At 65.3% G+C, this 25,802-nt stretch carries 21 protein-coding genes; 11 read left to right on the forward strand and 10 right to left on the reverse strand.

Annotated elements, in window-relative coordinates:
- Nucleotides 1-79: 79 nt before the first annotated feature.
- The 3 genes from pheS to AB7G19_RS00805 are packed head-to-tail and all read left to right on the forward strand — an operon-like array spanning nt 80 to nt 4,334.
- Nucleotides 80-1,162: a phenylalanine--tRNA ligase subunit alpha gene (gene pheS, locus AB7G19_RS00795; RefSeq protein ID WP_038932708.1), complete on the forward strand. Its 1,083-nt coding sequence runs from the start codon at nt 80-82 to the stop codon at nt 1,160-1,162.
- Nucleotides 1,159-3,567: a phenylalanine--tRNA ligase subunit beta gene (gene pheT, locus AB7G19_RS00800; RefSeq protein ID WP_085404990.1), complete on the forward strand. Its 2,409-nt coding sequence runs from the start codon at nt 1,159-1,161 to the stop codon at nt 3,565-3,567. The genes pheS and pheT overlap by 4 nt, the downstream gene beginning before the upstream one ends.
- Nucleotides 3,564-4,334, forward strand: coding sequence for a sulfite exporter TauE/SafE family protein (locus AB7G19_RS00805; RefSeq protein WP_085404989.1), 771 nt, complete (start codon nt 3,564-3,566; stop codon nt 4,332-4,334). Before pheT ends, AB7G19_RS00805 begins: the two co-directional genes overlap by 4 nt.
- Here the strand turns inward: AB7G19_RS00805 and AB7G19_RS00810 are convergent.
- Nucleotides 4,331-5,728 (reverse strand): flavin monoamine oxidase family protein, encoded by a 1,398-nt coding sequence (locus AB7G19_RS00810; protein WP_085404988.1) that lies wholly within the window; start codon nt 5,726-5,728, stop codon nt 4,331-4,333. The genes AB7G19_RS00805 and AB7G19_RS00810 overlap by 4 nt on opposite strands.
- A 192-nt stretch (nt 5,729-5,920) precedes the next feature.
- Between AB7G19_RS00810 and AB7G19_RS00815 the strand changes: the two genes are divergently transcribed.
- Nucleotides 5,921-6,892: a YiiX/YebB-like N1pC/P60 family cysteine hydrolase gene (locus AB7G19_RS00815; RefSeq protein ID WP_085404987.1), complete on the forward strand. Its 972-nt coding sequence runs from the start codon at nt 5,921-5,923 to the stop codon at nt 6,890-6,892.
- A gap of 157 nt (nt 6,893-7,049) precedes the next feature.
- Here the strand turns inward: AB7G19_RS00815 and AB7G19_RS00820 are convergent, their stop codons facing one another.
- The gene (locus AB7G19_RS00820; protein WP_007598521.1) at nt 7,050-7,325 is read right to left on the reverse strand and encodes a metal-sensitive transcriptional regulator; all 276 of its coding nucleotides are present in this window, start codon (nt 7,323-7,325) and stop codon (nt 7,050-7,052) included.
- 50 nt (nt 7,326-7,375) lie between these two features.
- Here AB7G19_RS00820 and AB7G19_RS00825 point away from each other — a divergent pair, with 50 nt between their 5' ends.
- Nucleotides 7,376-9,853 (forward strand): heavy metal translocating P-type ATPase, encoded by a 2,478-nt coding sequence (locus tag AB7G19_RS00825; protein ID WP_085405108.1) that lies wholly within the window; start codon nt 7,376-7,378, stop codon nt 9,851-9,853.
- A gap of 214 nt (nt 9,854-10,067) precedes the next feature.
- Nucleotides 10,068-10,514, forward strand: coding sequence for a nickel-responsive transcriptional regulator NikR (gene nikR / locus AB7G19_RS00830; protein ID WP_085404986.1), 447 nt, complete (start codon nt 10,068-10,070; stop codon nt 10,512-10,514).
- A gap of 174 nt (nt 10,515-10,688) precedes the next feature.
- Here the strand turns inward: nikR and AB7G19_RS00835 are convergent, their stop codons facing one another.
- Nucleotides 10,689-12,332, reverse strand: a complete 1,644-nt coding sequence (locus AB7G19_RS00835; RefSeq protein ID WP_354077186.1) for a S53 family peptidase — start codon at nt 12,330-12,332, stop codon at nt 10,689-10,691.
- A 287-nt stretch (nt 12,333-12,619) separates the two neighbouring features.
- Between AB7G19_RS00835 and AB7G19_RS00840 the strand changes: the two genes are divergently transcribed.
- The 3 genes from AB7G19_RS00840 (at nt 12,620) to AB7G19_RS00850 (ending at nt 16,815) form a co-directional block, all read left to right on the forward strand.
- The gene (locus tag AB7G19_RS00840; protein ID WP_085404984.1) at nt 12,620-13,792 is read left to right on the forward strand and encodes a phosphorylase family protein; all 1,173 of its coding nucleotides are present in this window, start codon (nt 12,620-12,622) and stop codon (nt 13,790-13,792) included.
- Between the two features lie 63 nt (nt 13,793-13,855).
- Nucleotides 13,856-15,883 carry a S8 family serine peptidase gene (locus AB7G19_RS00845; protein WP_354115253.1) on the forward strand — a complete coding sequence of 676 codons (2,028 nt, stop codon included), beginning with the start codon at nt 13,856-13,858 and terminating at the stop codon, nt 15,881-15,883.
- Nucleotides 15,884-16,074: 191 nt separating this feature from the next.
- A complete protein-coding gene (locus AB7G19_RS00850) occupies nt 16,075-16,815 on the forward strand; it encodes a sulfate transporter family protein (protein WP_063980234.1) in 741 nt (246 codons plus the stop codon).
- Between the two features lie 6 nt (nt 16,816-16,821).
- Here the strand turns inward: AB7G19_RS00850 and AB7G19_RS00855 are convergent, their stop codons facing one another.
- The 3 genes from AB7G19_RS00855 to nth are packed head-to-tail and all read right to left on the reverse strand — an operon-like array spanning nt 16,822 to nt 20,408.
- Complete coding sequence (locus tag AB7G19_RS00855; RefSeq protein WP_085404982.1) at nt 16,822-18,450, reverse strand: MFS transporter; 1,629 nt, start codon at nt 18,448-18,450, stop codon at nt 16,822-16,824.
- Nucleotides 18,437-19,585, reverse strand: a complete 1,149-nt coding sequence (locus tag AB7G19_RS00860; RefSeq protein WP_085404981.1) for an HlyD family secretion protein — start codon at nt 19,583-19,585, stop codon at nt 18,437-18,439. The genes AB7G19_RS00855 and AB7G19_RS00860 overlap by 14 nt, the downstream gene beginning before the upstream one ends.
- Before the next feature lie 55 nt (nt 19,586-19,640).
- Nucleotides 19,641-20,408 carry an endonuclease III gene (gene nth, locus AB7G19_RS00865; protein WP_085405107.1) on the reverse strand — a complete coding sequence of 256 codons (768 nt, stop codon included), beginning with the start codon at nt 20,406-20,408 and terminating at the stop codon, nt 19,641-19,643.
- A 22-nt stretch (nt 20,409-20,430) separates the two neighbouring features.
- Here nth and AB7G19_RS00870 point away from each other — a divergent pair, with 22 nt between their 5' ends.
- Complete coding sequence (locus AB7G19_RS00870) at nt 20,431-20,964, forward strand: DUF2244 domain-containing protein (RefSeq protein ID WP_085404980.1); 534 nt, start codon at nt 20,431-20,433, stop codon at nt 20,962-20,964.
- 55 nt (nt 20,965-21,019) lie between these two features.
- Nucleotides 21,020-21,916: a methylated-DNA--[protein]-cysteine S-methyltransferase gene (locus AB7G19_RS00875; RefSeq protein WP_038932694.1), complete on the forward strand. Its 897-nt coding sequence runs from the start codon at nt 21,020-21,022 to the stop codon at nt 21,914-21,916.
- 123 nt (nt 21,917-22,039) lie between these two features.
- On the opposite strand, the gene AB7G19_RS00880 is transcribed toward AB7G19_RS00875, so the two are convergent.
- The 4 genes from AB7G19_RS00880 to AB7G19_RS00895 form a co-directional block, all read right to left on the reverse strand.
- Nucleotides 22,040-22,663 carry a 2,3-bisphosphoglycerate-dependent phosphoglycerate mutase gene (locus AB7G19_RS00880; protein WP_085404979.1) on the reverse strand — a complete coding sequence of 208 codons (624 nt, stop codon included), beginning with the start codon at nt 22,661-22,663 and terminating at the stop codon, nt 22,040-22,042.
- 106 nt (nt 22,664-22,769) lie between these two features.
- Nucleotides 22,770-23,585, reverse strand: coding sequence for a 4-hydroxy-tetrahydrodipicolinate reductase (gene dapB / locus AB7G19_RS00885; RefSeq protein ID WP_028148808.1), 816 nt, complete (start codon nt 23,583-23,585; stop codon nt 22,770-22,772).
- 103 nt (nt 23,586-23,688) lie between these two features.
- Nucleotides 23,689-24,687: a M23 family metallopeptidase gene (locus AB7G19_RS00890; protein WP_085405106.1), complete on the reverse strand. Its 999-nt coding sequence runs from the start codon at nt 24,685-24,687 to the stop codon at nt 23,689-23,691.
- A 29-nt stretch (nt 24,688-24,716) separates the two neighbouring features.
- The gene (locus AB7G19_RS00895) at nt 24,717-25,799 is read right to left on the reverse strand and encodes a helix-turn-helix transcriptional regulator (protein WP_085404978.1); all 1,083 of its coding nucleotides are present in this window, start codon (nt 25,797-25,799) and stop codon (nt 24,717-24,719) included.
- Nucleotides 25,800-25,802 lie beyond the last annotated feature (3 nt).

A 25,802-nucleotide genomic window follows, 5' to 3' on the forward strand; every position in this document is an offset into this window, starting at 1 on the left:
TGCATTTACGACGGCTATACGGCTTGACGTTCCGGCCCGGCTGCGGCCACAACCGGCAGCGTTTTGAAAGGATCCGACCGTGTCCGACCTCGCCAGTCTCGTCCAATCCATCCTCGCGCAGATCAGTGCTGCCGGGGACGAAGCCGCCCTCGAAGCCGTCCGCGTCGCGTCCCTCGGCAAGAAGGGCTCGATCTCCGCCTTGCTTGCGACGCTCGGCAAGATGTCGCCGGACGAGCGCAAGACGCAAGGCGCGGCGATCAACCAGGCCAAGGACGAGGTCACCCAGGCCCTCGCCGCGCGGCGCGACGTGCTGAAGTCGGCGGCGCTCGACGCGCGGCTCGCATCCGAAACCATCGACGTCACCTTGCCGCTGCGCGATGCGCCGACTGAAGCCGGCCGCATCCATCCGCTGAGCCAGGTCTGGGACGAGTTGACGACGATCTTCGCCGACATGGGATTCTCGGTCGCGGAAGGCCCCGACATCGAGACCGACGACTACAACTTCACCAAGCTGAATTTTCCGGAAGGCCATCCCGCCCGCGAGATGCACGACACCTTCTTCTTCCATCCGAAGGAGGATGGCTCGCGCATGCTGCTGCGGACCCACACCTCGCCGGTGCAGGTGCGCACCATGCTGAGCCAGAAGCCGCCGATCCGCGTGATCTGCCCGGGCCGCACCTACCGCATCGATTCCGACGCGACCCACACACCGCAATTCCACCAGGTCGAAGGCCTCGTCATCGACAAGCACTCGCATCTCGGCCACCTCAAATGGATCCTGCACGAGTTCTGCAAGGCGTTCTTCGAGGTCGACCACATCAACATGCGCTTCCGGCCGTCGTTCTTCCCGTTCACCGAGCCGTCGCTGGAAGTCGACATCCAGTGCCGCCGCGACAAGGGCGAGATCCGGTTCGGCGAGGGCGAGGACTGGCTCGAGATTCTCGGCTGCGGCATGGTGCATCCGAACGTGCTGCGCGCCTGCGGCATCGATCCTGACGAGTACCAGGGCTTTGCCTGGGGCATGGGCATCGACCGTATCGCGATGCTGAAATACGGCATCGCCGATTTGCGCCAGCTGTTCGACAGCGACGTCCGCTGGCTGTCCCATTACGGCTTCAAGCCGCTCGAAGTGCCGACGCTTGCGGGAGGACTGAGCTCGTGAAATTCACCCTCTCCTGGCTGAAGGATCATCTCGACACCGACGAGCCCCTGGAAAAGCTCGCCGACAAGCTCACCATGATCGGGCTCGAGGTCGAGAACATCGAGGACAAGGCGAAGGCGCTGAAGCCGTTCACCATCGCGAAGGTGATCTCGGCCGAGCAGCATCCGAATGCGGATCGCCTGCGCGTCTGCATGGTCGATACCGGCGATGGTGGCGCACCGGTGCAGGTCGTGTGCGGCGCGCCGAATGCGCGCACCGGCCTGGTCAGCGTGTTCTCGCCGCCGGGGACCTACATTCCCGGCAAGGACATCACGCTCGGTGTCGGCACCATCCGCGGCGTCGAGAGCCGCGGCATGCTGTGCTCGGCGGCCGAGCTCCAGATCTCCAACGACCATGACGGCATCATGGAGCTGCCGGCGGATGCGCCGATCGGCGCTGCTTATGCCGCATGGGCAGGTCTCGGCGATCCCGTGGTCGAGATCAATCTGACGCCGAACCGACAGGACTGCACCGGCGTGCACGGCATCGCCCGCGATCTTGCCGCGGCCGACATGGGCAAGTTCAAGGACCCCACGATCAAGCCGATCAAGGGTGAATTCCCGTGCACCGTGAAGGTCGCGGTCGAGGACGCCACGCTGTGTCCGGGCTTCGCGCTGCGCCTGGTGCGCGGGGTGAAGAACGGGCCGTCGCCGGAATGGCTGCAGAAGCGGCTGACCGCGATCGGGCTGCGTCCGATCAATGCGCTGGTCGACATCACCAACTTCATGACCTACGACCGCGCCCGCCCGCTGCACGTGTTCGACGCCAAGAAGGTGAAGGGCAATCTCGTGGTGCGCCGCGCCCGCGACGGCGAGACGCTGCTGGCGCTCGACGGCCGCACCTACAATCTCGATCCCGCCATCTGCGTGATCGCGGACGAGCACGGCGTCGAATCGCTCGCCGGCATCATGGGCGGCGAGGCCTCGGGCTGCGACGAAAACACCACCGACGTGCTGATCGAATCGGCGCTGTGGAACGAGATCAACATCGCCCAGACCGGCCGCAAGCTCGGCATCAATTCGGACGCGCGCTACCGCTTCGAGCGCGGCGTCGATCCGGCCTTCATGGTGCCGGGGCTGGAGCTCGCGACCAAGCTCGTGATGGAGATGTGCGGCGGCGCGCCATCGGAGAACGTCGTGGTCGGAAAGGCCTTCGGCGACGATCGCGTGATCGATTTTCCTGTTACCGAGGTCAAGCGGCTCTCCGGCATCGAGGTGCCGCAGCCGGAGATGAAGCGCATCCTGACCCATCTCGGCTTCATGATGGCCGGCCCGGGTCCGGTGGTGAAGGTCGCAGTGCCCTCGTGGCGCACCGATGTGCATGGCAAGGCCGACCTCGTCGAGGAGATCGTGCGCATCTACGGCGTCGACAAGGTGCCGATGACGCCGTTCGAGCGCGGCGAGGACGCGCGCAAGCCGGTGCTGACGCCGCTCCAGCTCCGCACCCGTCGCGCCAAGCGCGCACTCGCGAGCCGCGGCATCATCGAAGCGGTGACCTGGTCCTTCATCACCAAGTCTGCAGCAACCCTGTTCGGCGGCGGCCAGCGCGAACTCGAAGTCGCCAATCCGATCGCCTCGGATCTGTCCGACATGCGTCCGACCCTGTTGGCGGGCCTGATCGCGGCGGCGCAGGCCAACGCCGATCGCGGCTTTGGCGATGTCGCGCTGTTCGAGGTCGGCCAGCTGTTCAAAGGCGACCGCCCGCAGGATCAGTTCATGGCGGCCAGCGGCGTGCGCCGCGGCTTTGCTTCGTCAGAAGGTCTGGGACGGCACTGGTCGGGTTCGGCGCAGGCCGAACTGTTCGACGCCAAGGCCGACGCGCTCGCGGTGCTTGCCGTTGCCGGTGCACCGATGCAGGCGCTGCAGATCGTCGCGGGCGGGCCAGCCTGGCTGCATCCGGGTCGCTCGGGCACGATCCAGATCGGCCCGCAGAACGTGCTCGGCTATTTCGGCGAGATGCATCCGCGCGCGCTCGAGGCGCTCGGTGCCGATGGCCCGCTGATGGTGTTCGAGGTGATCCTGGATCGCATCCCCGAGGCGAAGAAGAAGCCGACCCGCGCCAAGCCCGTGATCGAGCTGTCGGCCTTCCAGCCTGTTACGCGCGACTTCGCCTTCATTGTCGACCGCACCGTAAAGGCCGGCGACATCGTTCGCGCCGCCCAAGGCGTCGACAAGAAGCTGATCACCGGCGTGAATGTCTTCGACGTCTACGAGGGCAAGGGCATCGATGACGGCAAGAAGTCGATCGCGATCGCCGTGACGATCCAGCCGCGCGAGAAGACGCTGACCGATCAGGAGATCGAGGCCGTCGCCGGGAAGATCGTGGCGGAAGTCACGAAGAAGACTGGCGGCGTCTTGCGCGGATGACCCTTGCGGATGTTCTTCCGAAGGACGTCGGCCTCACCATTGCGATGGCGCTCTGCGCCGTCGCTTTCGTTTCAGGGACCGCGCGCGGCTTCTCCGGCTTCGGCTCGGCGCTGATCTTCATGCCGCTGGCGAGCAGCATCGCGGCGCCGCGTCTCGTGGCCGCGCTGCTCCTCGTGATCGATTTCGTCGCGGCCCTGCCGCTGCTGCCCGACGCCTGGCGCAAGGCCGACCGCAAGGCCACCGCGGTGATCGTGCTGGGCGCGCTGGTCGGCGTGCCGGTGGGCACCTATTTCCTCAGCGTGCTCGAGCCCGTCACCACGCGCTGGATCATCTCCTGCTTCGTCGCTGCGCTGTTGCTGCTGCTGCTGTCGGGCTGGCGCTATCGCGGCGAGGACCACGCCTGGCTCTCGGTCGGCATCGGCGGCCTCTCGGGCTTCTGCAGCGGTCTGGCGCAGACCGGCGGCCCGCCGATCGTCGGCTACTGGCTCGGCCGCCCCATCGCGCCGATTGTCGCGCGCGCCAATATCGTGCTGTTCTTCAGCGCGTCGGATTTCTTCTCGATGGTCAGCTACGCGACGACCGGCCTGATCTCACGCGAATCGCTGGTGCTGTCGCTGATCGTCGGCCCGGTCTATGCCATCGGCGTCGCGTTCGGTGCATCGCTGTTCGGCCGCGCCAGCGAAAAATTGTTTCGCGCGATTTGCTACGGTCTGATCGCGATGGCGGTGATCGCGGGGCTGCCGGTGTTGGACGGGATTTTGCGCTAATTGCCCTGCTGCCGCGGCGCGCGGCGCTTCTTCGTCGACTGCGTCGGCACGTCGGCCGACTCGTCCTTGAGCGCGCCGATCTTGCGCAAGGCCGCATCCGCCGCGCGCTCGCCGCTTTCCCAGGCGCCGTCGACGGTGCCCCACAGCGTCTCGTGCGTGGCTTCGCCGGCGAGGAACAGGTTGCCGATCGGCTCGGTCAGGATTTTTCGCGAGAGCTGGCCGCCGGGCGAGGACGCCGACATCGCGCCCATCACGAAAGGCGAGGCGTTCCAGCGCGTCGCGGTGGTCTTCTGCACGGCGGCCGCCGCCTCGCTGCCGAACAGCTTCGTGATCCATTCCCTGGCGAAGGCGACCATCGCCTTCTCGCCCTGCTCGGAGAGATCGCGGCCGAACGAGCCGCCGACATCGATCGAACACAGTGAGGAGCCGCCGATATTGGCGAGCATCAGCGCCGTGCGTGTCGAATTGCTCTGCTCGATGAGGATGTCGTCGCGCGAGAGCCCCAGCGGATTACCCGGCAGTTGCAGCACGATGCGATCGTAGCTGCCGAGCGTGAGCTTTGACGCCGCATCGAGCGTGCGCTTGGGAATATCAGGCCCGAACTTGATCGCGCCCGACGTCAGCACATTGGTCGAGACCGTGACGATGGCGGCGCGTGCGGCGATCCTGCCGGATGGCGTCTCCACGCTGACGTCGCGATTGCTCCAGACAATCCTGCTCACCGGCGTCGACAGCGCCACCGGCGCCTGTTCGCCGAGCCTGGTGATCAGGGTCCCCAGGCCCTGGCGGCAGGCGATCGCGGTGTTGCGGTCCTGCGCACGCGCCTTGTCGATCGCCGACAGCTCCTTGAGGTCTTTGCCCGCAAAGCTCGCACCAAGCACGAATTCGGCCGCACCGGCCCAGTCGCCGAGATCCTTCGGCAACACCGAGGCGCAGGCCGTATCGAGCTTGCCGCGCCCGGCCTCGTCGATGGCGCGGTTGGCCCGCACCAGCGCCGCCAGGAACTGTTCGGTCTCGCCCGCGCGCGCATTGCGGCGGCCGATACGCATCTTCTGGCCGGTCGGTGCCGGCAGCACGTCGAGCCCGGCACTGCGCGCCAGCCGGATCATCGGATTGGTCTCGGGATTGTGCATCCAGCGCGCGCCGCGATCGAACGGCACGTCGAAGGTCGTACTGTCCGTGATACAGCGGCCGCCGATCTGGGATGCCGCTTCCACCACCACGACCTTGCGGTTGGCGGCCATGATGCGCCGCGCCGCGGCAATTCCGGCCGCTCCCGCGCCGATCACGACGATGTCGGCCTCGCGCGGCAGGGGTGCGGCAGTCGCGCGCAGGACCGGCATCGCGGCAAGAGCCGCCGACGCCGATAGGAAGCTGCGGCGCGTGATTGTCATGTCATGGTTTCCGGGAACTTGCGGCGAACGGGAACAGCCCGCGAACCTTGCTGCATCTGGTGTTGCACGGCAACCATCATGGTGAATCAATCGTGCTTGATCTCACAGAGTGATGAACCGAATTGCAACACGTTTCGACCATGATAGAGAAGGGAAAAAGACGGCCGGAAAAGGCCGTGGGGGGAGTTTGAAATGGGGACGGTTCTGGACTCGGTCGGCAAGCTGATTGCCGCGTACCTCTCGAAGGAGGTGCCGGGCTACGAGCCGTTCACGCCGAGCGACCCGGAGCACCTGCGCGGCGTCATCGAGCCCGGCGACGTGCTGCTGGTCGAGGGCAACAACCGCATCTCCGGCATCATCAAATATCTGACGCAGTCGACCTGGTCCCATGCCGCGCTCTATGTCGGTCCGGTCGAGGGCGCCACGGAGCCCAACGGCGAGCCGCACGTGCTGATCGAGGCCAATATCGGCGAGGGCGTCACCTCGGCGCCGCTGTCGAAATATTTCCCGTATCACACCCGTGTCTGCCGCCCGGTCGGGCTGTCCTATGAGGACCGCACCACGGTCTGCCGCTATGCGATCAATCGCATCGGCTTCGGCTATGACACCAAGAACATCGTCGACCTGATGCGCTTCCTGTTCCCGTTGCCGATCCCGCAACGCTGGCGGCGGCGCATGATCTCGATCGGCTCGGGCGATCCGACAAAAATCATCTGCTCGGCGCTGATCGCGCAGGCCTTCGACGCCGTGCGCTATCCGATCCTGCCGAAGATCACCAAGGCCGGCAGCCGCGCCGCCCGCCGCGAGATCCTGCACATCCGCGATTCCTCGCTCTACATGCCCCGCGACTTCGACATCTCGCCCTATTTCGAAGTCGTCAAACCCACCATCGTGCACGGCTTCGACTACACCGCGCTGCACTGGGCCGACAAGCAGAAGCCGCTCGAGGAGGTAGCGGGCACATTCAGTGTGTTTCCAGAAACGCTCAGTGCGCCGCCGCTCGTTCCTGAGACGGTTGACGAAGAAGCGCCGACTGAAGTTCCGGCTGAAGAAGTGAGCGCGCAGCCCGCGGAGATGGGCGCCACCTGCTCCGAGCATTTTGTGCTGCTGAACGAACTGGCGATGTACCGCGCGCGGGGGCGCGCGCAGGAGATGGCGGCGTAAGCATCGCGCCTGCCGTCGTTCCGGCAAAGGCCGGGAGAGACGTTGCACCGCTCTTTCCACCGTCATTGCGAGCGTAGCGAAGCAATGCAGAGTCCCTCGGCGGAGGCAATCTGGATTGCTTCGTCGCTGCGCTCCTCGCAATGACGATGGTGAGAGCCTACCGTTCCGCCCGCCCGATCACCGCCATCAGCTCCGCGATCTTCTCGCGCTGATCGGCCTTGTCGCCGCTCGCGATCGCGTGCTCGACGCAATGGGCGACGTGATCCTTCAGAACCTCTTCCTCGACCCGGCGCAGCGCGGCACGCACGGCCGAGATCTGCGTCACGATGTCGATGCAGTAGCGGTCCTCCTCGACCATTTTCGAGAGGCCGCGAACCTGACCCTCGATCCGGCCAAGACGTTTTCCGACGGATGCCTTGATGTCCTTGCGCATGCGTTCTATATACCCCCCTAGGGTATATGTTGCAAGGCCGGAGCATGGCAATGAACGACGCCGAAAACGGGCACCATCACACGTCGGAAACACCGTCCGGATGCGGCTGTTCCGCCAAGGCCACCCCCAAGGCTGCTCCCGAGGCCGCCCCGCCAGCCGACAAGCCCGCGGCGTCCTCCTGCTGCGGCGGGCGCGGCGATCATGCCCAGCACCACGCGCATGACCATGGCGCCGCCGCGACCACAGTCCTCGATCCCGTCTGCGGCATGACGGTCGATCCCGCGACCTCGAAGCATCACCACACACATCACGGCGAGACCTTCCATTTCTGCTCGGCCGGCTGCCGCACCAAATTCGCCGCCGATCCCGCAAAGTATCTCGCCAGAGAGAAGGCGCCCGAACCCGAGATGCCCGCGGGCACGATCTACACCTGCCCGATGCATCCGGAGATCCGCCAGGTCGGACCCGGCAGCTGCCCGATCTGCGGCATGGCGCTGGAGCCGGAGGTCGCGAGCCTGGACACCGGCCCCAATCCCGAGCTTGCCGACATGACGCGGCGGTTCTGGATCGGTGGCGCGCTGGCGCTACCGGCGGTGGTGCTGGAGATGGGCGGCCATCTCGCCGGCCCTCACGACTGGATCGATCCGGCGCTGTCGAACTGGATCCAGCTCGTCGTCACCACGCCCGCCGTGCTGTGGGCCGGCTGGCCGTTCTTCGTCCGAGGTTGGCAGTCGCTGGTCACCCGCAACCTCAACATGTTCACGCTGATCGCGATGGGCACAGGCGTCGCCTATGTCTACAGCGTCGTCGCGACTGTCGCGCCGCAGATTTTCCCGGCGACCTTCCGCAGTCATGATGGTGCCGTTGCCGTCTATTTCGAGCCCGCCGCTGTGATCACCGTGCTGGTGCTGCTCGGCCAGGTGCTGGAGCTGCGCGCCCGCGACGCGACGTCGGGTGCGATCAAGGCGCTATTGCAGCTTGCGCCGAAGACCGCGCGCCGCGTCGATGCCGATGGCGGCGAGCACGAGGTCGAGATCGATGCGCTCCACGCCGGCGACCATTTGCGCGTCCGCCCCGGCGAGAAGGTGCCAGTCGACGGAATTATCCTCGAGGGACGCTCCGCGCTCGACGAATCCCTCGTCACCGGCGAATCCATGCCGGTGACCAAGGAGACCGGCGCAAAGGTCATTGCCGGCACGCTCAACCAGTCGGGCGGCTTCATCATGCGCGCCGACAAGGTCGGGCGCGAGACGCTGCTGTCGCAGATCGTGCAGATGGTCGCGGACGCGCAGCGCTCGCGTGCGCCGATCCAGCGTCTGGCCGATCAGGTCGCGGGCTGGTTCGTGCCGACCGTGATCGCCGTTGCCATCGCCGCCTTTGCCGCCTGGGCCTGGTTCGGACCGGAGCCGCGGCTTGCCTTCGGCCTCGTTGCCGCCGTCAGCGTGCTGATCATCGCCTGCCCCTGCGCGCTCGGCCTGGCGACCCCGATGTCGATCATGGTCGGCGTCGGCCGCGGCGCGCAGGCCGGCGTGCTGATCAAGAACGCCGAGGCGTTGGAGCGGATGGAGAAGATCGACACGCTGGTGGTCGACAAGACCGGCACGCTGACCGAGGGCAAGCCGAAGGTGGTCGCGATCGTTCCGGCTGCCGGCTTTGCGGAGAACGACATCCTCCGCATTGCGGCCAGCGTCGAGCGCGCCAGCGAGCATCCCCTCGCCGACGCCATCGTGCGCGCCGCGAAGGAGAAGCAACTCACCCTCGCTCAGGTCGAACAGTTCGACTCGCCGACGGGCAAGGGCGCGACCGGAAAAATCGACGGCAGGAGCATCGTGCTCGGCAACGCAAGATACCTGGGGTCGATCGGCATCGACACCACGGCGCTCGATGCCGAGGCCGAACGGATGCGCCAGGACGGCGCCACCGTGATCAACATGGCCGTCGACGGCAAGCTGGCCGGCCTGTTCGCGATCGCCGATCCGGTCAAGGCCTCGACCCCGGAAGCGCTGAGGGCGCTGGCCGATGAAGGCATCAAGGTCATCATGCTGACCGGCGACAATCGCACGACGGCGGAAGCGGTGGCGCGCCGGCTCGGTATCGCCGAGGTCGAGGCCGAGGTTCTGCCCGACCAGAAGAGCGCGGTGGTGACGAAGCTGCAAAAGGCCGGGCGCAGCGTCGCGATGGCGGGCGACGGCGTCAACGACGCGCCCGCACTGGCGGCCGCCGAGGTCGGCATCGCCATGGGCACCGGCACGGACGTGGCGATGGAGAGCGCCGGCGTCACCCTGTTGAGCGGTGATCTCACCGGCATCGTGCGTGCGCGAAGACTGTCGCAGGCGACCATGAGCAATATCCGCCAAAACCTGTTCTTCGCCTTCATCTACAACGCCGCCGGCATTCCGATCGCGGCCGGCATCCTCTACCCGGCGTTCGGCATCCTGCTGTCCCCGATCATCGCCGCGGCGGCGATGGCGCTGTCCTCGGTGAGCGTGGTCGGGAATGCGCTGCGGCTGCGCGGGACGCGGCTGTGATGATGACGGCGCGCTCCCTCGCGCCGTTCTTACGGGGCCGCGACGAGCTTCGCTCGCACTGAGAGGGTCGGGGTGAGGGGCTGCTTCCGCGACCGCGGTGACAATTGGACTCGTGGAGAGTCCCCCTCACCCGGAATTCAAGCTACGCTTGAACTCCGACCTCTCCCCGCAAGCGGGGCGAGGTAACAAGGGCGGTACGCGCGGAGAGGACCTGATGCAGCGGATTACGATCACCATCGAGGACGATCTTTTGGCGGAGATCGACGCGGCGGCGGAAGCGCGCGGCTACCAGAACCGCTCCGAGATCATCCGCGACCTCGCGCGCGCCGGCCTGCAACAGAGCACCGAGGACACCGCGCAGACCGGCCCCTGCGTCGCCGGCCTCGTCTACGTCTACGACCACGCCGCGCGCGATCTCTCGAAACGCCTGGTACAGGAATTCCACGGCCACCACGAGCTCGCGCTGGCCACCCTGCATGTCCATCTCGACGACAACAATTGCATGGAGATGACGGCGCTGCGCGGCGACGCCGGCGAGGTCAGGCATTTCGCCGACCACATCATCGCCGAACGCGGCGTCCGCTACGGCCGCGTAGTGATGATCCCGACCGGTGAAGGGAAGCAGGCGAAGGCGAGCAAGCACGGGCACCGGCACGAGTAGGAGCGAGCCGCACACGCGCTTAACCCTCTCCCCTTGTGGGAGAGGGTGGCTCACCGCGCAGCGGTGAGACGGGTGAGGGGTATTTCTCCGCGAATTCTGAACTCGCGGAAGCACACCCCTCATCCGGCGCTTCGCGCCACCTTCTCCCACAAGGGGAGAAGGAAGAGACAAACCTCACGCCGAGAGTAAATTCTGCAGCGCTTCGCCGTTGGGGACGCCGAGGCCGGAGCAGGCGTCCCAGCCGGGGCCGGCCTTGTACATGCCGTGCAGATCGCCGGTGATGTCGTTATTGCCGACCGTGATGTCGCGGAACACGCCTTGCGTGTGCGAGGCATAGATCAGCGGGTTGATGAAGCCGACGGTCTTGCCGAATTTCTTCGTCGTCGCCTCGTTGATGCGGGCGATCAACCCCGCCATCAGCGGCGCCACGGCACTTGTGCCGCCGATGGTGGTGCCGACGCCGTTGAGGAAGATCTGGTAACCGGTCGCAGGATCGGCATCGCCGGCAACATCGGGCACCCCGCGGCCGTTGTGATGCGTCGGTGATTTCGGCACATGGGCCTGGGCCTGGTATTGCGGCCGCGGGAACACGACGCTGACACCGCCGCCGCCTGCGCCGCCCTGCGGCCCGCCGTTCCAGACCACCTCGTTGATCTGGCCGTTCGGCGCCTTCAGATTGGTGCCGCCGCAGGCGAGTGCAAACGGGCTCGAGGCCGGGAAATCTGCATGTGGCTTGCCGTCCCAGTCCGCACCCATGTCAGCCGAACCATTGTCGCCGGAGGCAACGCAGACGGTGACGCCCATCGCGGCGGCGTCGCGGATCGCCTCGTTCAGGCCGTCGACGAATTGCTGCGAGCCTTCCTGGTCTTCCGGCCCGCCCCAGCTGATCGAGATCACCGAAGGTTTTCGCGCGGTGTCGTGGACGGCGGCCTTGACCGCATCGATGAAGCCGTTGGTGGTGTTGGGCGCGAAATAGACCACGATCCTGGCGCCGGGCGCGATCGCACCGGCCACCTCGATGTCGAGCACGACCTCGCCGTCGGCGTCCGAATGGCCGGGCTTGTTGGCGCCGCCGTCGACGCTCGCGGGTGCGATCTTCGGCATCGCGATGCCCGCCTTCTTGAAGAAGGTGCGCAGGTCTGACGTTTTGTAGCCGGCGCCCGTGGGATGGCCCTTCTGGTCGATGTCGTTGAGCTCGATGATGGCGATGCACTGGCCGGCGCCGGTCTCGCCGCCCGGGAAATTGTAGAGCTGGGCGATCTGATCGACCGAGAAGCTGCCGCCCTGCGCGGCGCGTGCGGCTGCGCCCTTCTGCGGCAGCTTGCGGCGGAAGTGGGGTTGCGCCACCGGCCGGTTGTCCAGGCCGTGCACGCCGACCACGATACCTGCGAGCTCGGCCGGGATCTGCACGCTACCTTTACGCATGCGATGGGTCGCGCCCTCGTATCTGACCTTGTTGAGCTTGACGCCGAAGGCTGCGCTCATGGCCTTCACCGTCCCGGTCAGCTTCACGGTGCGGGACGCCAGATGCACGCTCTTGACGTTGAGATCGTGGTGATGAGCGAAATCGTCGATCTTGGCGACGTCGGCGGTATCCGCGCCCATCTCTGCGCCGAACTCGGCACGCGAGAGATACTGCCGCTCGCGCGGCGGTTGCGCGCCGAGCGTCATCACCTGCTCATCGTCGGCACGCTTCGCGCGCAGGCGGACGCTGATCTCGATTTCCTGCTTGGGATCGGCCGCGCCGACGAGCTTGGCCCCCTTCGGCAATTTCCGTGCGCTGTTCGCCAGCGTCACGCGCGTGGTCGAGCTTGCCATGACTTCCTCCGTTTGTGATTGGAAGGCAGATTGTCGCACCTCAACTATAGGTGTAATCTCAAACCCAAATTGGTTCAGGCATTTGAGCGATATTTTTTCAGAAAACCTCTTGTTTGGCAGGGGCAACATCCGACTGGCTCAGATCGGCACGGAATCGGTCAATATTCACGACCATTCGACGACAAGGATTTCGATTTAAAATTGCAACCGTTGGCTTGTCTGGCCGACCAACGGAAGGCGTTTGTCGAAATCAGACGTCTGGAAATCAATTTGGCGGAGACAATGCGATGCGTGCTGACCGCAAATGGGTTGAGAGAAATCTCGGTTTCGATCCGATCACGACGCCACCCCCGCCCGACACCTTCGCGGTGAAACGCGTGGCCAAGGGCGCGGTGAAGAAATCCGCGAAGGTCACGACCGAGGACTTTCGGCGCGAGATCATCGATTTCGATTCCGAATCGAGCGAGGGCCGCGAGTTCATGGCCTTCTCGACCTCGACCGGGCTGTCGCGCTTCACCGACATTGCCTGGCCGAAAGGGCTGGCGCCGCAAACCGGGCCGAAGCCGAAAGGCAACGGCAAGGGACCGCTGCCGCGCGCCGACGTGCTGGTCGTGACCTGGACCGTCGACGAAGGGCACGCCCTCAGCCGCGTGCTGACGCCGGGCAAGGACTCCCGCAATGATTACCTACCCTACACGCACAATTACGCGGCCATCTCCAAGAAGATGCGCAACGGGTGTCCGGCCAAGCAGCTGAAACGGCTCGGCACCTACTGGACCACCACGATCGGCAAGAAGAAGGTCGTGATCTTCAAATCCGATTCGCACATGTCGCAGGACGGCCCGCAACTGCCGAACATCGACGTCTGGCGCCAGATCATCACCGAGGTGCAGCCGACGCTCGTCATCACCACGGGCACGGCCGGCGGCATCGGCAAGGAATTCGAGGTCGGCGACGTCGTCGTCAGCCCGATCGTTCGCTTCGACTGCCTGTCGAAGTTCAAGAAGCAGCCGTTCGCGCAGGAGCATTTTTCCAGCAGATCCGCGGTGACGAAGAAATTCGCGCAGGCCAAGACGCTGTTCAAGGCCAATGCCGGGCAATTGCCGAAGGACAATACAAGGGCGCCGAAGATCTTCGTCGTGAAGCCGAGCGGCCTGTCCTCCTCCGTGGTCACCACCGACTTCTTCGGCTTCGACACCTCGGACGACCACTTCCATCTCCAGGGGCTCGGCGACGTCTCCGAAATGGGCGATGCCATCCTTGGCCTGGTCGCGCAGGAGATGGGCGACAAGGCACCGCGCTGGCTCGCGATCCGCAACGTCTCCGATCCGCAGATCAAGGCCGAAGGCACCTTGCAGCAGCAGGAGCAGATCGCCGCCCAGATCTACAAGGGGTTCGGCCGCTGGAGCACGGTCTGTAGCGCCATCACCTGCTGGGCCAGCATCGCGGCGGAGCCCTAGCGAGCGATCCGGCCAGCGCAGACGACAAAGGACGGACGATCAATCAGGGAGAGTGGAACGGCCATGGCGCAGATCACGATCAACGGCATCACGATCGATCCTTCGGCTCCGCACGCGGAACGCGCCGCGCTGTCGCTGGATCATGCGAATGCGAAGGAATCCGACTACATCATTGTGCAGACCAACCAGCCGCTCAACGCCGAGCGCAGAGGGCAGCTCGCCAAGGCCGGCGCCGAGATCCTGGAAGCCGTCCCGGGCAGCGCCGTCATCTGTCACTTTCCGGCGGCCGGGCTCGACAAGGTGCGGAAACTGCCGTTCGTGACATGGGCAGACCTCTACCCGGGCATCGTGAAGATCGCGCCGGCACTGCGCAACCTCGACACCCAACCCGGAGGCGTCGCTGCGGCGCGCGCGCTTGCGGCAAAGCCGGCGGCGCTCGACCGCACCAGCGTGACCGTCGACGTCATGCTCCACCGCAATGTCGGCGTGAAGGCCGCTGCAAAGAAGATCGCGGAAGCGGCGCATGTGCAGCTCGACGACGTCGTTCCGGGCACGGCCAAGGTGCGTGTGACGCTGAAGATGCGCCGTCTTGCCGACGTCGCGGCGCTCGACGAGGTACGCAGCGTCGAGAAGGTCTTTCCGCGCAAGCTGCTCAACAACATCGCGCGGGGCATTCTTCGCGTTCCCGCGGCGACGCCGAGCAACGGCGGCGAAGGCGCGGGCGAGATCATCGCGATCGCCGATACCGGCTTCGACAAGGGATCGACCACGAACACGCACCCGGCCTTCAAGGGGCGCGTCAAGAAGCTCTACGCGCTCGGGCGGCCCGGGCGCAAAGACGATCCTGATGGTCACGGCACTCATGTCGCGGGTTCTGCCCTCGGCGACGGCGTATCGAAAAGCGACGGCCCGATCCGCGGCACGGCTCCCGGCGCCAAGCTGGTTCTGCAATCCGTGCTCGACAGCGGCGGCAATCTCGGCGGCCTGCCCGACAGCCTCGATGCGCTGTTCGGCCCGCCCTATAAGACGGACAAGGCACGAATTCATTCCAACTCCTGGGGCAGCGTCGGAAATTTCGGCGTGTATGACTCCCAGGCCAACGAGCTCGACACGTTCGTCTACGCGCATCGCGACATGCTGATCTGCTTTGCCGCGGGAAATGAAGGCAGCGACAAGGATGGCAATGGCCAGGTCGACCCCAACTCCGTGACGCCGCCTGGTACGGCCAAGAACTGCCTCACCATCGGCGCATGCGAGAACAATCGCCCCAACGAGCCCATGACCTACGGAGAGGCCTGGCCACGCGATTTTCCGGCCATTCCCATCAACCCCGATCCCGTCGCCAACGATCCCGAAGGGATGGTGGCGTTCAGCAGCCGGGGACCCACCAACGACGATCGCATCAAGCCCGACGTCGTGGCGCCAGGATCTTTCATCCTGTCAACGCGCTCCCGCGTCACGAAATCGAAGGGATGGAAGCTCTCGAAGGACCCGCTCTACATGTTCGAAGGCGGTACCAGCATGGCCACGCCGCTGGTGGCCGGATGCGTCGCGGTGGTCCGGTCGTTCCTGAGGAAGAGCCACGGGCTGAAGTCGCCGAGCGCCGCACTGCTGAAGGCACTCATCATCAACGGAGCTCGTAGCATTGCTGGCCAATACATTCCCTCGGAGGCGGGCTCTGTCGCAAACAACAGTCAGGGTTTCGGCCGAGTCGACGTCCAGGCCGTGGTCGGCCCCCTTGCTGCGAAGGAAGCCTTGCAGTTCTTCGACGAGAAGAAGAAGCTCGACGCAGGCGAACGCGAAGACCGCACGGTCACGATACCGGCGGGAAGCAGCCGCCTGAAGGTCACGCTGGTCTGGACCGATCCGCCCGGCGAAGGCCTGCAAAGCGACCTCGATCTCGTCGTGGTGGCCAACAAGCAGGAACGCCATGGCAACATGCCGGCCGGCTCGAAGGACTTCGACCGCAGGAACAATGTCGAGCAGGTCATCTTCGCGAATCTGCCGGCCGGCGAAGCGGTGATATCGGTCATCGCTCATTCCATCGCCGTCGCGCCGCAGAACTATGCCCTCGTCATCAGGGTGAGCTAGAGCGTCTTCAAGCGAAGTGGCTGCCGGCTCGCGCGAAGAAAACGCGTCAAAACAAGCGCCTTGAGCTTCCGTTCTGATTCACTCAGAACCCAAGCTCCAGGCGCGGCAATCTGTCCCGGAAAGCTCGGCCTCTTGTCGAACCTTCCGCGCATGTCTACCTCTCGCGGGTAGTTTTGCTGAGAGGTACTCCGATGCTCGATGCCGCCGTAAAGGCGCTGTCGCAATTGATCTCGCCGCCGATGCGCTCGATCCTGTGGCGATCGATCGGGCTTGCACTGGTCCTGATCATCGTGCTGGCGATCGGCTTGCAGCGGCTGCTGAGCTGGTTTGCGACCTATGGCGAGGTCTGGCTGGAAGGCCTGCTCGGGCCGAGCTGGCATTCCTCGCTCGAGGTCCTCGCCTGGATCGTCTCGATCACGGCGGGCCTCGGCGTCGTGTTCGGCGGCGTGTTCCTGATGCCTGCGATCACCTCGCTGGTGGCGAGCCTGTTCGTCGACGACGTCGCCGACATCGTCGAGCGCGAGCACTATCCCGCCGAGCGGCCGGGCGCTGCGCTGCCGTTCAGCCAGGCGATCTACGAGGGCGTCAAGACCGCGCTGCTGACGATCGTGGTCTATCTGGTGGCGTTGCCGCTGGTCCTGTTCGCCGGTGCCGGATTCCTGATCTTCTTCGTCGCCGCCGCCTGGCTGCTCGGGCGCGAATATTTCGAGCTCGCCGCGATGCGCTTCCGTTCGCCGGAGGAGGCCAGGGCGATGCGGCGCGACAACGCCGCGACCATCTTCACCGCCGGCCTTTTCATTGCGGCCTTCGTCTCGATCCCGATCGTCAATCTGGCGACGCCGATCTTCGGCATGGCGTTCATGGTCCACATGCACAAGCGCCTGTCGGGGCCGCGGCCCGAGCTGATCGAGCCGGCGCGGCAGATGCGGTGAGGCCTCTCAGTTCACTTGCACCCCGCATTTGCGCAGCAGCATCTTGGCGAAACCGAACGGCGCCGGCGTGAACGGGCCCGGTGGCGCCCGGGTGATCAGCGCGACGACGCCGAGCGCGACCATCGCTAGCCAGAAGCACAGCCAGAAGCCGTCGATATAGGCGAGCACATTGGCCTCGCGCTGCACCAGGCCCGCGAGCGTGCCGACCGCGCGAGCCTGCGCCATGCCGGTGCCATGGGCCGCGAAGTAATCGGCGAGCTGCTTGAGCCTACCCACCACGTCGGCATTGCCGACCACAAGGTCCTGGCCGAGATAGAAGGAATGGACCTGCTCGCGCACGCGCAGCCACGTTCCCATCAGCGCGATGCCGATCTCCGCGCCGCCGAGCCGCATGATCTGGATGTAGGCGGCAAAGGAGGTGGCGCGGCTCGGATCGGCGTTCGACAGCAGCGTGATGATGATCGGCAGCAGGAGCAGCGACTGCCCGATCGCCTGGAGCAGCACGATGCCGACAAAATCCTCGCGCGCCCAGACATGGCTGAGCTGCGTGCCCCAGAGATTGGCCGCGGCAAAGCAGGCAAAACCCAGCACCACGACGAGCCGCGTATCGAAATGCCGCAGCAGCCAGATCGAGATCGGCACCAGCACGAACATCGGCAGCGCGCCATAGGTGAGCAGCAGCATCCCGCTCTGCTCCGGCCGGAGCAGAACGACATTGCCGAGGAAGTTCGGCACCAGCGACGAGTTGGAGAGGCTGGTCAGCGTGTAGAGCAGGATCAAGACCAGCCCCAACCCGACATTGCGCGAGAACAGCACGTTCACATGTGCCCAGGGCTGTCGCACCAGCGACTCGTTGACGAGGAAGCCTGCGAACAGCACCACACCGCTGACGAGCAGCGCCATCACCGTCCCCGAGCCCAGCCAGTCCAGCCGATTGCCCTGGTCGAGGCCAGCATAGATCATCGAGACCGAAGCGCCGAGCAGCAGCATGCCGCCCCAATCGGCCTCGCGCAGCAGCGTGCGGTTCACCGGCTCGCTCGGCGTGCCCAGATAAACCATCAGACCCATCAGCGGCGCGACCACGACGCCCTGCCAATACATCCATTGCCAGCCGAGATGGTCGACATAGAAGCCGACCAGGGAGCTCGACGTATCCAGCGCAAAGCCGACCCGGATCGAATAGAGCGAGATCGCCGGCACCCACCATCGGATCGGCAGGTTTCGTAGCACGATCATGAGCGTCGCAGGCACGAAGGTGCCGAGCAGCAGGCCGTGCACGACGCTGAGCGTGAGCAGCGTCGGATAATCGTGCACGAAGGGAATGATCAGCGACACCGCGGCGTAGATGAGGCTCGGAATGCCGAGCACGCGGCGCAGGCCGAACACCGTCGCGAGCCACGCCACCGCTGGCGCAATCAGGATCTGCGAGCCGATGCCGGCGGTCGAAAGCCAGGCGCCCTCGTCGAACGAGAGCGAGAACGCACCGCGCAGGTCCGGCAGGCCGACCGTGGTCAGCCGGCTGTCGAAATTGGCGAGGAACGAGCCGAGCAGCACCGCCGCCACGGCAAACAAGGGCTGTGGCGCGATGCCGCCGCGCGAGAGAGGCCCGCGACCGGCATCGTCATTTTCCGCCATTCGCGGCCTTCGTGTCGATGCTGGTGACGACCGACATGCCCGGCACCAGCCGCGCCAGCAGCGGCTGGTTGTCGTCGAACTGGATGCGCACGGGAATGCGCTGCACGACTTTGGTGAAATTGCCGGTCGCATTGTCCGGCGGCAGCAGGGCCACCTGCGCGCCGGTCGCGGGGGCAATGCGCTCGACCTTGCCGCGCAGCTTCTCGCGCGGGAAGCCATCGACGGTGATCTCGACCGGCTGGCCCGGCGCGACATGCGTGAGCTGGGTCTCCTTGTAATTCGCGATCACGTAGACCTTCGGCAGCGGCACCACATTGATGAGGTTGGTGCCGATGTTGACGTAGTCGCCGGGCTGCACCTGGCGTTCGCCGACGACGCCGTCGAACGGCGCGGTGATCCTGGTATAGCCGAGCTTCAGCTTCGCGCTCGCCAGCGTCGCCTTGGCCGCCGCGACATCGGCGGCGCGCTGCTTCTTGGTGCCCTGCAGAACTTCGAGTTGATGCTGCTGCGCGGCGATGACGGCGCGACTGGCGCGCACGTCGGCCTGCGCCTTCGCGTAGCCCGCGACGGCCTGTTCCAGCCGCTGCCGCGTGCCGGCTTCCGTCTGCGTCAGGGATTTCTGGCGATCCTGCTCCTGCCGGGCCTCGACCTCCAACGCTTCCGCTGACAGCTGCGCGGCCTGCGCCTGCGCGATGGTCGCATATTGCAGCTCGACCTGGTTGCTCAGATTGTCGAGCACGGCCTGCGCGGCGGCGACAGCGGCCTCGGACTGCGCGACCTGGGCCTGGTAGTCGGCGGGATCGATCTGGATCAGGAGATCGCCGGCCTTGACGCGCTGGAAGTCGGAGACCCCGACGGTCAGCACTTCGCCGGAGACGCGGCTTGCAAGCCGCGTCAGGTCGGCGCGCACATAGGCGTCGTTGGTGGTCTGGACCACGGCGTTGCCGACCCATTCGTCGAAGCGGAGCGTCGCCAGTGCCACGAAGGCGAGCGCGACGATCACGGCGAACAGGGGGATCGCGAGCCGGCTCCAGAGCGAGCTCGCCGGCCGCTGCGTCGGCTTCGGCGGCGGAGCCGGTGCCGCGGCCGGCGGTGGCGCCGGCGATGGCGATGAGATTTGTTCTTGCTGACTCACAACATGTCCCCAAAACCGGCTTGCTTCACATCGCCCCCGAAACGACGGCGCCACCTCAGACCGTCTTCTCCGGCCATCGGCAGAGATCGTTGATCAGGCAAACCTCGCAGCGCGGCTTGCGCGCGAGGCAAGTATAGCGGCCATGCAGAATCAGCCAATGATGGGCGTGCAACATGAACTCGGCCGGGATCACCTTTTCGAGACCAAGCTCGACTTCGAGCGGCGTCTTGCCGGGCGCCATCCCGGTGCGGTTGCCGACGCGAAACACATGCGTGTCCACCGCCATGGTGTGCTCGCCGAAGGCCATGTTGAGCACGACGTTGGCGGTCTTGCGCCCGGCGCCGGGCAGCGACTCGATCTCGGCTCGCGTGCGCGGCACCTCGCCGCCGAAATCGCTGAGCACTTTTGCCGAGAGCGCAATGACGTTCTTCGCCTTGGTGCGATAAAGGCCGATGGTCTTGATGTATTCGCGCAAGCGTTCTTCGCCGAGGTCGAGCATCTTCTGCGGCGTGTCGGCGATCTCGAACAATGCGCGTGTCGCCTTGTTGACCCCGGCATCGGTGGCCTGCGCCGACAGCACCACGGCGACCAGCAGCGTGAAGGGATTGACGTGCTCGAGCTCGCCTTTCGGCTCCGGATTGGCCTTGCGGAGACGGCTGAAGACCTCGTGGATCTCGGCCGGCGTCCAAGGTTTGGTAGAATTGGGTCTTGCGGCCTTGAGCGATTTCCTGGCGGGAGCCTTCGGCTTCGCAACTATCGCCTTTGCCTTTTTCTTCGGCACGGACGCTTTGCGCGGGGCCGGCTTGCGGGTGATTTTCGCCATGATCCGGATATACTGAGGGACGATGAGCACAGGCAACGAAATTGAGCGCGGGCGATCTGAAAGCGAGACGGACCCTCAGATCTTCTCCGCGCTCTTGACGCCGCACCGCTCGCTGAACCGCACCGGCTTCCTCGCCGTGATGCTGTTCCTGAGCGTGGTGAGCTTTGCCACCGGCCTCGCCTTCCTGATGATGGGTGCGTGGCCGGTGTTCGGCTTCTTCGGCCTCGACGTGCTGGTGATCTGGTGGGCCTTCAAGGCCAATTTCCGCAGCGCGCGGGCGCGCGAGGAGATTTCGGTCACGACGTCCGAGCTGCGGGTGCGGCGCGTCAGTCATCGCGGCCAGGTCGCCGAATGGACGTTCAATCCGCTCTGGGTCCGCCTCGACATGGAGGTCGACGAGGATTTTGGCATCGAGCATCTCTATCTGATCTCGCGCGGCCACCAGATCCAGATCGCCCGCTTCCTGGGCCCGGACGAAAAGGCAAGTTTTTACAAAGGCTTGGTTGAGGCCCTGAACGCCGCCAAGCGCGGCCCGACCTACAACCCGGTCTCCTGAGTCCGGATCGGAAATCGGGTGGTTTCGGCCCGGCGCCACGCCTACATTTCCAGTCATGATGACACTCGCCATAAATGACCAGCGCCTGGCCAAGCCAGGCTCCCAGAACGCCGCGTTGCGCGATTATGATTCCGTGCGCCGGGCGATCGCGTTCATCTCGGAGAACTGGCGCACCCAGCCGGCCATCGAAGCGATGGCGGATGCGGCGGGCGTCACGCCGGATGAGCTGCACCATCTGTTCCGCCGCTGGGCCTCGATCACGCCGAAGGCGTTCATGCAGGCGCTGACGCTCGATCACGCCAAGGGACTGTTGCGAGATTCCGCGAGCATTCTCGATGCCGCGCTCGACTCAGGTCTTTCAGGACCGGGCCGGCTGCACGATCTCTTCGTCACCCATGAAGCGATGTCGCCCGGCGAATGGAAGAACGGCGGCGCGGGCCTGACGCTGCGCTACGGCTTCCATCCCTCGCCCTTCGGCACGGCGATCGTGATCGCCACCGACCGCGGCCTGTCAGGCCTTGCGTTCGCCGATCCCGGTGAGGAGAAGGTCGCGCTCGCCGACATGACGCGGCGATGGCGCAACGCAACTTACGTCGAGGATCACGAAGGCACCGCGCCGCTCGCACAGCGCATCTTCGACACGAAGCTGTGGCGGCCGGATCAGCCGTTGCGCGTGGTGATGATCGGCACCGATTTCGAGGTACGGGTGTGGGAGACGCTGCTGAAGATCCCGATGGGTCGCGCGGTGTCCTATTCCGACATCGCCTGCAACATCAACAGCCCGAAGGCCTCACGCGCCGTCGGCGCTGCGGTCGGCAAGAACCCGGTCTCGTTCGTCGTGCCCTGCCACCGCGCGCTCGGCAAGAGCGGCACGCTCACCGGCTATCACTGGGGCATCACCCGCAAGCAGGCGATGCTGGGCTGGGAGGCCGGGCAGCTGGGGATGCAGTAGGCCCCGCTTCCGTAGGGTGGGCAAAGGCGCATAGCGCCGTACCCACCATTCTTCCGCGATCGCTGACACATGGTGGGCACGCTACGCTTTGCCGACCCTACGACTCCGCGCTTGTGGCGAAGCTCAGCCCGCCAGATCCAGCTTCGAGGCCACCGTCGAATCCGCGTTGAGCCGGTAGATGATCGGCACACCGGTCGCGAGCTCGCGCTTCAAAATGCCTTCGGGCGAGAGCTTTTCCAGCACCATGATCAGCGCGCGCAGCGAGTTGCCGTGGGCGGCGACCAGCGTGCGCTTGCCGTTGAGCACGCCGGGCAGGATCTCCTGCACGTAGTAGGGCAGCGCGCGCGCCAGCGTGTCCTTCAGGCTTTCGCCGCCGGGCGGCGGCACATCGTAGGAGCGGCGCCAGATCAGCACCTGGTCCTCGCCCCATTTCTTGCGGGCGTCGTCCTTGTTGAGGCCGGAGAGATCGCCATAGTCGCGCTCGTTCAGCGCGATGTCTTTGGAGGTCGGCAGGCCCTTCTGGTCGAGCTCGCCGAGAATGAGATCGAGCGTGTGCTGCGCGCGCGTCAAGACCGAGGTGTAGGCGACGTCGAACACGAGGCCCTGCGCCTTCAGCTTGCGGCCGGCTTCCGTGGCTTCCTTCACGCCGAGCTCGGTGAGATCAGGATCCTTCCAGCCCGTGAACAGGTTCTTCAGATTCCACTCGCTCTGACCGTGGCGCACGAGCACGAGGAGACGTTCGCTCATTGACTGCTTTCCATTCAGGTTATTGTTGAGGAATGATCTTGGCGGAAAGCCGCTTCACATCTTGCGCTGACGCGGCCCTTCGGGTCCGGTTCATGCTCCGGCTCGCTCAGATGTCTGCGAGACCGAGCACGTCGGCCATGGAGTAGTGCCCCGGCTTCTTGCCATGCGCCCACAGCGCCGCCTTGAGCGCGCCATGTGCGAACAGCATGCGGTCTTCGGCGAGATGCGACAGCGTCAGGCGTTCGAACGGACCGAGGAAGGTCACGCTGTGCTCGCCGGCGACGGTGCCGCCGCGCAAGGAGGCAAAGCCGATGTCGCCCGGCTTGCGCGCGCCGGTGATGCCGTCGCGGCCGCGATCCGAATGCTCATCGAGCGAGATGCCGCGGCCGGCGGCAGCGGCCTGGCCCAGCATCAGCGCAGTGCCCGAGGGCGCATCGATCTTCATGCGGTGGTGGGTTTCCACGACCTCGATGTCGAAGCTCTCGTCGAGTGCCTTGGCGACGCGCTTGACCACCGCGGCGAGCAGATTGACGCCCAGGCTCATATTGCCCGACTGCACCACGACCGCACGGTTGGTGACGCTCTTGATCACGGCGTTGTCGGAGGCCGACAGTCCGGTGGTGCCGATGACGTGCACGATGCCGCGCTCGGCCGCGATCGCGACATTGGCGATGGTCGCGGCCGGCACGGTGAAATCCAGGATGCCGTCGGCGTCCTTCGACATCGCCCAGAGGTCGGCCGAGAGTTTGACGCCGTTGGCCGGCAGGCCCGCGAGTACGCCGGCATCCTTGCCGAGCAGCTCCGAGCCGGGCGCCTCCAGGGCTCCCGCCAGCACCGCGCCTTCGGTGTCGGCAATCGCTCGTGCCAGCGCCCGGCCCATCCGGCCGCCTGCCCCAGCAACAATCAAACGCATATCGGACATGGTTCACCCTCTCCACGCCCTATAGCGGGAGCGGGCCGTTCCGGCAACCGATCAGGCCTTCAAAAGGCCCGTGGCGCGGGTCTCCCCGCGCACAGGTGCAACGCTAGAGCATGAGCTCCAGGTCTTTCCTGAGCACGATCTGACCATCGCGCTCGACAACATAGGTCGCCTTGTAGGAGCCGCGTTCCCACCCCCCGGGAGGCCGCTTCTTCCCCGCGAAGAGCATGAATTGCGCCTTGTTGGCCTGAAGTGGTGCAGACCGATTTTCCGCGATGACGTTGTCGAGGGGATCCTTGATGACCAGCCATTGCGCATCGCCTGCCTTCAGCCCGATGGCCCGCACGAACGCGACGATCGCCATCGAACCGGCGGACGGCTTTTGGCTCTCGGCACTGCCGTCCTCGATGAGTTCCATCGTGACCGGCCCCGTCGTAAAGCCCGCATTGAGGATGGCTCGTTCCTGGTACTCGAGTTTCGGGCGGAGGGCAGCAAGCCAGAGCGATTGACCGCCCTCGCAAGACTCGGGACGAACGCCGTACGCAAAGGGATCGACCACCGCGCCATTGTGCCTCACGGTGAAATGCAGGTGAGGATACTCCGTGAGGCCGGAGAGTCCGACACGGCCGAGCGGCTGTCCTAGGTCGACCTTGTCTCCAGGCTTGACCAACACACTGCCGGCGGCGAGGTGGCAGTACTGGGTTTCCCACTGCTCCGGATGTTCGATGACGACGCCATTGCCACATTCGGCCTCGCGCACCGCTTCGCGTCCCGACCTTGTGAAAGCGCCGTCCGGCGCGTCATTGCGTGTACGAAGAATGCGGCCGCCCGCCGCTGCGCGCACGTCCACGCCGGCCTTTTGCACTGCCAGTGAGGGCAGACGAAAGTCAGTGCCGTTGTGGTCGTCATAAGTCAGCGTGCCGCACTTGTAATCTCGCGCCGACCGCGACGGATCGAGATCCGTGTAATTCTGGATGTAGCAGGTGCGGCCAGGCTCGCAGGCAATCGGAAGCGCCAATTGAATGCTCTGGGCATCGGCAGAGAAGCCGGCCCCGGCCAATGCCAGGGCAGCGAACGCCCGGTAGAGAAAACCTGCGCAGCTCATGCGCCTCGACATCGCGGAGAACCCCGTACTCAGTCAGGCGAATGCTTGCCAGCCGTCCGCAATCTCATCGGACCCTCTTCGTCCAATCGACCGTCGGAGGCCGGCCGGCTCACCCAGTTCTCGCGCCTGCCAGCGCCAAAAGGCGATTGGGTGAGATGATACAGAAGAAAGAACTCCGACTGTCGGTTGATCCCCAGTTTGAGCATGATCCTCTTGGTGTAGGTTCGCACCGTTGCCTCGGTCAGCCCAAGCTCGGCTCCAATATCGCGAGGGCACTGGAATTGAAGAATCCGGGCGACGATTCTTTCCTCAGCCCAGTTCAAGCCGAAGGCAGATGCGATGCAGTGCGCGCCCTGCACGTCATCGAATTGCGGCACGACGATGAGGGCCTGTCCCAGCTTGTCATGCGTTGGAACAGCGCCGATCTTGGCGAAGGCGAATTGCTGACGATCCGTCGAAAGCGGTACCGTAGTGTTGAACCATCCATGAGTCCCGCTCTCGATGAGCACTTTCCCGATTGCCCCCCGCAAGCTCTCGGTCACGGAAGCGCATGAGCCAGCGAGCCTGCCTCCTTCCATCCTGAGCAGCTCGCGCTTGGCAAGCAGCACGCGTCCACCACGATTGACTGCGTAAATGTGCAGGCCCTGGTCCACGACGATGGCGGGAAAGGTCAGCTCTTCGAGCCAGAGTTGCGCATCGACCTGCCCCGGCGCTTGCCGGGCAAGTGAATGAGCAGCCTTCCATAACGGGCGCACGGTATGCGCCAAGCCGGGAATCTCCGATGCCGCAAGTGCGGCCGGTCGCCATCCGGCCACGAATACGACCGTGGTTCGCTCATCGGAAGCAAACCTGCCGATGACCGAATGACTCTTTACCGGGGGTTCCGCGCCGATCAACTTGCGGACGAAGGAGGTCCGGGAATTGATCGGCTCGAGCGAGGCGACGTCCTCGGCCGTACCCTTGCGCGCAAATCGCTCAACCATCGCCGCGCATGACGGATCGGCAGGAGCATCTCCGATCCTGGCTTCTTCCAGCCCGGAGGCGGATAGCATGGCTACGTAGCAGCTCCGGCAGCCGAGCAATTCCGCCATGGCCTTCGCGAAATATTCCATTGC

Source organism: Bradyrhizobium sp. 215_C5_N1_1 (assembly GCF_052075935.1).
Classification (GTDB): Bacteria; Pseudomonadota; Alphaproteobacteria; order Rhizobiales; family Xanthobacteraceae; genus Bradyrhizobium; species Bradyrhizobium barranii.

Bases quoted from the DNA above. Each gene is read 5' to 3' on its own strand.
- AB7G19_RS00840 (WP_085404984.1), top strand. From the start codon at position 12,620: ATGCGTGCTGACCGCAAATGGGTTGAGAGAAATCTCGGTTTCGATCCG.
- nth (WP_085405107.1), bottom strand. From the start codon at position 20,408: ATGGCGAAAATCACCCGCAAGCCGGCCCCGCGCAAAGCGTCCGTGCCG.
- AB7G19_RS00875 (WP_038932694.1), top strand. From the start codon at position 21,020: ATGATGACACTCGCCATAAATGACCAGCGCCTGGCCAAGCCAGGCTCC.
- AB7G19_RS00805 (WP_085404989.1), top strand. From the start codon at position 3,564: ATGACCCTTGCGGATGTTCTTCCGAAGGACGTCGGCCTCACCATTGCG.
- dapB (WP_028148808.1), bottom strand. From the start codon at position 23,585: ATGTCCGATATGCGTTTGATTGTTGCTGGGGCAGGCGGCCGGATGGGC.
- AB7G19_RS00870 (WP_085404980.1), top strand. From the start codon at position 20,431: ATGAGCACAGGCAACGAAATTGAGCGCGGGCGATCTGAAAGCGAGACG.
- AB7G19_RS00845 (WP_354115253.1), top strand. From the start codon at position 13,856: ATGGCGCAGATCACGATCAACGGCATCACGATCGATCCTTCGGCTCCG.
- AB7G19_RS00880 (WP_085404979.1), bottom strand. From the start codon at position 22,663: ATGAGCGAACGTCTCCTCGTGCTCGTGCGCCACGGTCAGAGCGAGTGG.
- AB7G19_RS00820 (WP_007598521.1), bottom strand. From the start codon at position 7,325: ATGCGCAAGGACATCAAGGCATCCGTCGGAAAACGTCTTGGCCGGATC.
- AB7G19_RS00815 (WP_085404987.1), top strand. From the start codon at position 5,921: ATGGGGACGGTTCTGGACTCGGTCGGCAAGCTGATTGCCGCGTACCTC.
- AB7G19_RS00825 (WP_085405108.1), top strand. From the start codon at position 7,376: ATGAACGACGCCGAAAACGGGCACCATCACACGTCGGAAACACCGTCC.
- nikR (WP_085404986.1), top strand. From the start codon at position 10,068: ATGCAGCGGATTACGATCACCATCGAGGACGATCTTTTGGCGGAGATC.
- AB7G19_RS00895 (WP_085404978.1), bottom strand. From the start codon at position 25,799: ATGGAATATTTCGCGAAGGCCATGGCGGAATTGCTCGGCTGCCGGAGC.
- AB7G19_RS00850 (WP_063980234.1), top strand. From the start codon at position 16,075: ATGCTCGATGCCGCCGTAAAGGCGCTGTCGCAATTGATCTCGCCGCCG.
- AB7G19_RS00855 (WP_085404982.1), bottom strand. From the start codon at position 18,450: ATGGCGGAAAATGACGATGCCGGTCGCGGGCCTCTCTCGCGCGGCGGC.
- AB7G19_RS00835 (WP_354077186.1), bottom strand. From the start codon at position 12,332: ATGGCAAGCTCGACCACGCGCGTGACGCTGGCGAACAGCGCACGGAAA.
- AB7G19_RS00810 (WP_085404988.1), bottom strand. From the start codon at position 5,728: ATGACAATCACGCGCCGCAGCTTCCTATCGGCGTCGGCGGCTCTTGCC.
- AB7G19_RS00890 (WP_085405106.1), bottom strand. From the start codon at position 24,687: ATGAGCTGCGCAGGTTTTCTCTACCGGGCGTTCGCTGCCCTGGCATTG.